This window comes from Streptomyces fuscigenes (assembly GCF_021556455.1).
Lineage (GTDB): Bacteria > Actinomycetota > Actinomycetes > Streptomycetales > Streptomycetaceae > Streptomyces > Streptomyces fuscigenes.
Window position 1 is genome coordinate 1 of record NZ_JAKGCV010000500.1, and the last position, 3752, is coordinate 3752.

The 3752-nt window shown below is 72.7% G+C and carries 3 protein-coding genes and 1 pseudogene; 3 read left to right on the forward strand and 1 reads right to left on the reverse strand.

What is annotated here, in order from left to right:
• Nucleotides 1-57: 57 nt before the first annotated feature.
• Nucleotides 58-297: a hypothetical protein gene (locus L1885_RS25275; protein ID WP_235799484.1), complete on the reverse strand. Its 240-nt coding sequence runs from the start codon at nt 295-297 to the stop codon at nt 58-60.
• Between the two features lie 198 nt (nt 298-495).
• On the opposite strand from L1885_RS25275, the pseudogene L1885_RS25280 reads away from it, so the two are divergent.
• The 3 genes and pseudogenes from L1885_RS25280 to L1885_RS25290 form a co-directional block, all read left to right on the forward strand.
• Nucleotides 496-915 (forward strand): annotated as a pseudogene (locus L1885_RS25280) (FAD-dependent oxidoreductase); the annotation flags it as partial.
• A gap of 315 nt (nt 916-1230) precedes the next feature.
• Nucleotides 1231-1806, forward strand: coding sequence for a flavoprotein (locus tag L1885_RS25285; protein WP_235799485.1), 576 nt, complete (start codon nt 1231-1233; stop codon nt 1804-1806).
• A gap of 389 nt (nt 1807-2195) precedes the next feature.
• Nucleotides 2196-3608 (forward strand): family 2B encapsulin nanocompartment shell protein, encoded by a 1413-nt coding sequence (locus L1885_RS25290; RefSeq protein WP_235799486.1) that lies wholly within the window; start codon nt 2196-2198, stop codon nt 3606-3608.
• Nucleotides 3609-3752 lie beyond the last annotated feature (144 nt).

Here is a 3752-nt window from a genome sequence, read left to right on the forward strand (position 1 = left end):
AAAGCCGGCGGCGGGCGGCGCCGGGCGGGCCGCGGCGCGCCCCGCGCCGGCCGGCGGCTACGGGCGCGCGGTGATCCCGGCGAGGATGAGGTCGATGCCCGCCAGGTACTCCTCCCGGTCGTCGTGCTCGCGCAGCCGGTCGGCGACGGCCCGGGTGAACGCGTACTCGCCCGGGTCGAGCGCCTCCCACCCGCTCGCCACGGTGTCGAGGAGCGCCCCCCGGTCGGTGCCCGGCGCGACCGAGCGGCTGTTGGCCGCGTTCTGGCCGGCGACCCCGAGGACGCCGCGGTGAACCACGCGTCCTCGGGCACCTGGAGCGCCTGGACCTGCCTTCCGATGCGTTCGAAGATCCGCACGGTCGGCGACTGCGTGTGCGCGCGGCCGAGGTACGCGCCGACCCAGGGGTGGGTCTCGACCGCGTCGAAGATTCCGAGCGCGAGCGCGCGCATCGCCTCCCGCGGCGTCGCACCGGCGTCGGTGTCCCCGAGCGTTCGCGCGACGGCCCGTGTGGCGGAGGAGTTCGAGGGCTGGGCGCCGCAGTTGACGGCGCTCCTGACCGACGGCGAGACGGCCCCGGTCCTCCGGCTCCCCCACACCCTGCCGATCGAGCACCGCTGGGACCGCGTGCCCGGCGTGACGCTGCTGGGCGACGCCGCCCACCTGATGCCGCCGTCCGGCGAGGGCGCCAACCTCGCGATGCTCGACGGCGCCGAACTCGGCAACGCCCTGGCCGCTCACCCCGGCGACGTCGAGGCCGGGCTCGCCGCGTACGAGGGGGCGCTGTTCCCGAGGAGCGCGGAGGCCGCCGTCGAAGCCGCCGGGCTGATTCCGCTGTACCTGAACGACCGGGCCCCGCACAGCCTCGTCGAGATGTTCACCGGCGCCGGACCGGGCGACCGCCCCGCCGGACGGTGAGCCGGAGCGGTGGGGCCGCCGTCGGAGCGGTGGGGCGCGGCGGCACAGCGTGACACGAGGGGGCGGGCCGCAGGGCGAGGGGGGAGGGGGGAGGGGGCACCGGGGCGGCAACCGGCGAGCCCGGCACACCTCCGAACACGTGGAACGTACGACTCGCATGACACGGATGGCGCCCATGGCGTGGCATAAGTGGCATTCAGTGGTATTTCCTGCTGTATTTCCTATGCTGACGTGCGCGGCCCGACGGTGGGCAGGACGCCGCGGCGCGGGCCGCTCCGTGGTGTCTCCCCGTTCGAGAAAGCGCCAGGTACCCACATGACCTCCTCCGACGCACCCTCGGCCTTCGGTGGCCGGCTCCTGGTAGGCGCGAGCGGCGCGGCCGCCGTCGCGCTGCTGCCGGTGTACCTCACGGCCCTGCGCACGCAGTTCACCGGAAGCATCACGGTGTTCATGACCCGCACGGCCGCCACCTTCCTGCCGCCGCACACGGTGGGCCTGTTCGCGGAACGCGTCGTCACCGGGGACTCCCCCGCCACCTGGCCGCGCGACAACCACGCGAGCCTCGCGGCCGAGCACGACCTGGTCACCGTGCTGCCGACGACCGCGAACATGCTCTCGGCCGTGGCCGGCGGCGCGGCGCCGAACCTGCTCGCCGCCACGGTCCTCCAGGCCACCGTGCCCGTGGTGTTCTTCCCGGTGATGGGCGCGGCCATGTGGGACAAGGCGGCGGTGCGCCGCAACGTGGAGCAGGTGCGCGCGGACGGGTACGAGGTCGTCGACCCGCCGTGGGGAACGCGCTACGACGTGAGTCTCGGCACCGTGGTCGAGGGGCCGATGCCGCCCGCACCGCCGCAGTTCGTCGAGACGGTGCGCTCCCACCTGGACGTGTGAGGCACCACCGCGCGGGAGGGGCGGGAGGAGCCGAAGCGAGGGAGGGGCGGAAGTGACCGGTGGAAGGCGGCGGGTGCGGCAGGCGCACAGAGGGAAGGGTTGGGCACCCGCCGGCCGGGAGGATAAACATCGCGGCGCAAGGATCGCTGCATCGAAGTAACTCCGAAGGCCAAGCGGGCGAGTTGGGCGCGAGGGCCGTTACGGTTCCCAGGGATCTGAACGGATCACCCACGAATCACGCGTTCTTCCTCCTTCGTCATTTCTCGCCCTTCTTCATTACGCTCCATCGCCTTCTGTGAAGTTGCATCGCTTTCGCTCTCTTCTTCCTTCTTCCGCCGGTTGGCAGGCGTCCGCGCCGGCCCGCGCCTCATCCAAGGAGAACTCGCCCGATGACCATCGAGACCCGCCCCGAAGCGCAGGTGCCGCCTCCCCGCCAGTCCAGCCTGGGCACGGCTGCCGCGCGCAATCTCGCCACGACGACCAAGTCCGCGCCGCAGATGCAGGAGATCACCTCCAGGTGGCTCCTGCGGGTGCTCCCGTGGGTGGAGACCAAGGGCGGCGCCTACCGGGTGAACCGGCGGCTGAGCTACACCGTCGGCGACGGGCGGATCGAGTTCGTCCAGGACGGCTCGGACGTCCGGGTCATCCCCCGTGAGCTCGGCGAACTCGCCCTGCTGAGCGGCTTCGAGGACGACGAGGCGCTGGCCGCGCTCGCCGACCGGTGCGAGCAGCGCGACTTCCGCGCCGGGGAGGTACTGGTCGAGCGCGGGGCACCGGCCGATCGCATCCACCTGATCGCGCACGGCCGGATCACGCAGACCTCGGTCGGCAAGTACGGCGACGAGGTCGCGGTGGCCACGCTCGCGGACGGGGACCGGTTCGGCGAGGCCGCCCTGACGGACGCGGACGCCCGGTGGGAGAGCACGGCCACGGCCGAGACCTCCGGCACCCTGCTCACCCTCTCCCGCGCCGACTTCGAGGCCGTGGTGGACTCCGCACCGAGCCTGCGGGACCACGTCGAGCAGTACGACTCGCGCTCCCAGCACGCACAGAACCGGCACGGCGAGGCCGAGATCGCGATGTCGGCCGGGCACGTCGGCGAGGCGGCGCTGCCCGGCGCCTTCGTCGACTACGAGCTCAAGCCGCGGGAGTACGAACTCTCGGTCGCCCAGACGGTACTGCGCGTCCACACCAGGGTGTCCGACCTCTACAACGGGCCGATGAACCAGACCGAGGAGCAACTCCGCCTCACCATCGAGGCGCTGCGCGAGCGCCAGGAGCACGAACTCATCAACAACCGGGAGTTCGGTCTGCTCCACAACGCCGCCTTCAAGCAGCGGATCCAGACCCACTCCGGCCCGCCCACCCCCGACGACCTCGACGAGCTGCTCTGCCGGCGCCGCGGCACCAAGGTCTTCCTCGCCCACCCGAGGACGATCGCGGCGATCGGGCGGGGCTTCAACGCCGCCGGTCTCTACCCGGACCACGTCGACCTCGGCGGACAGCAGGTCCCGGCCTGGCGCGGTGTGCCGATCCTGCCGTGCAACAAGATCCCCATCAGCAAGGACAACACGAGCTCGATCCTCGCGATGCGCACCGGCGAGGAGAACCAGGGCGTCGTCGGACTGCGGCAGACCGGCCTGCCGGAGGAGTACGAGCCGGGACTCTCGGTGCGCTTCATGGGCATCAGCGAGCAGGCGATCATGTCGTACCTGGTCACGACGTACTACTCCGCCGCCGTCCTCGTGCCCGACGCCCTCGGCGTCCTGGAGAACGTGCAGATCGCGCGCGGCCGCCACTAGGCGGTCTCCGGCGCATGCCGTCCCCGGGCCCTGTCCGCGAAGGCGCCCCGCGCCGGCGGCGAGGAGCTGCCTCGCGGACACACTCCGGCTCCCGCGGCCGGCGTCGGCCGCGCGGCGAGCCCGGCGGCGGGCGCCGTGCACGAG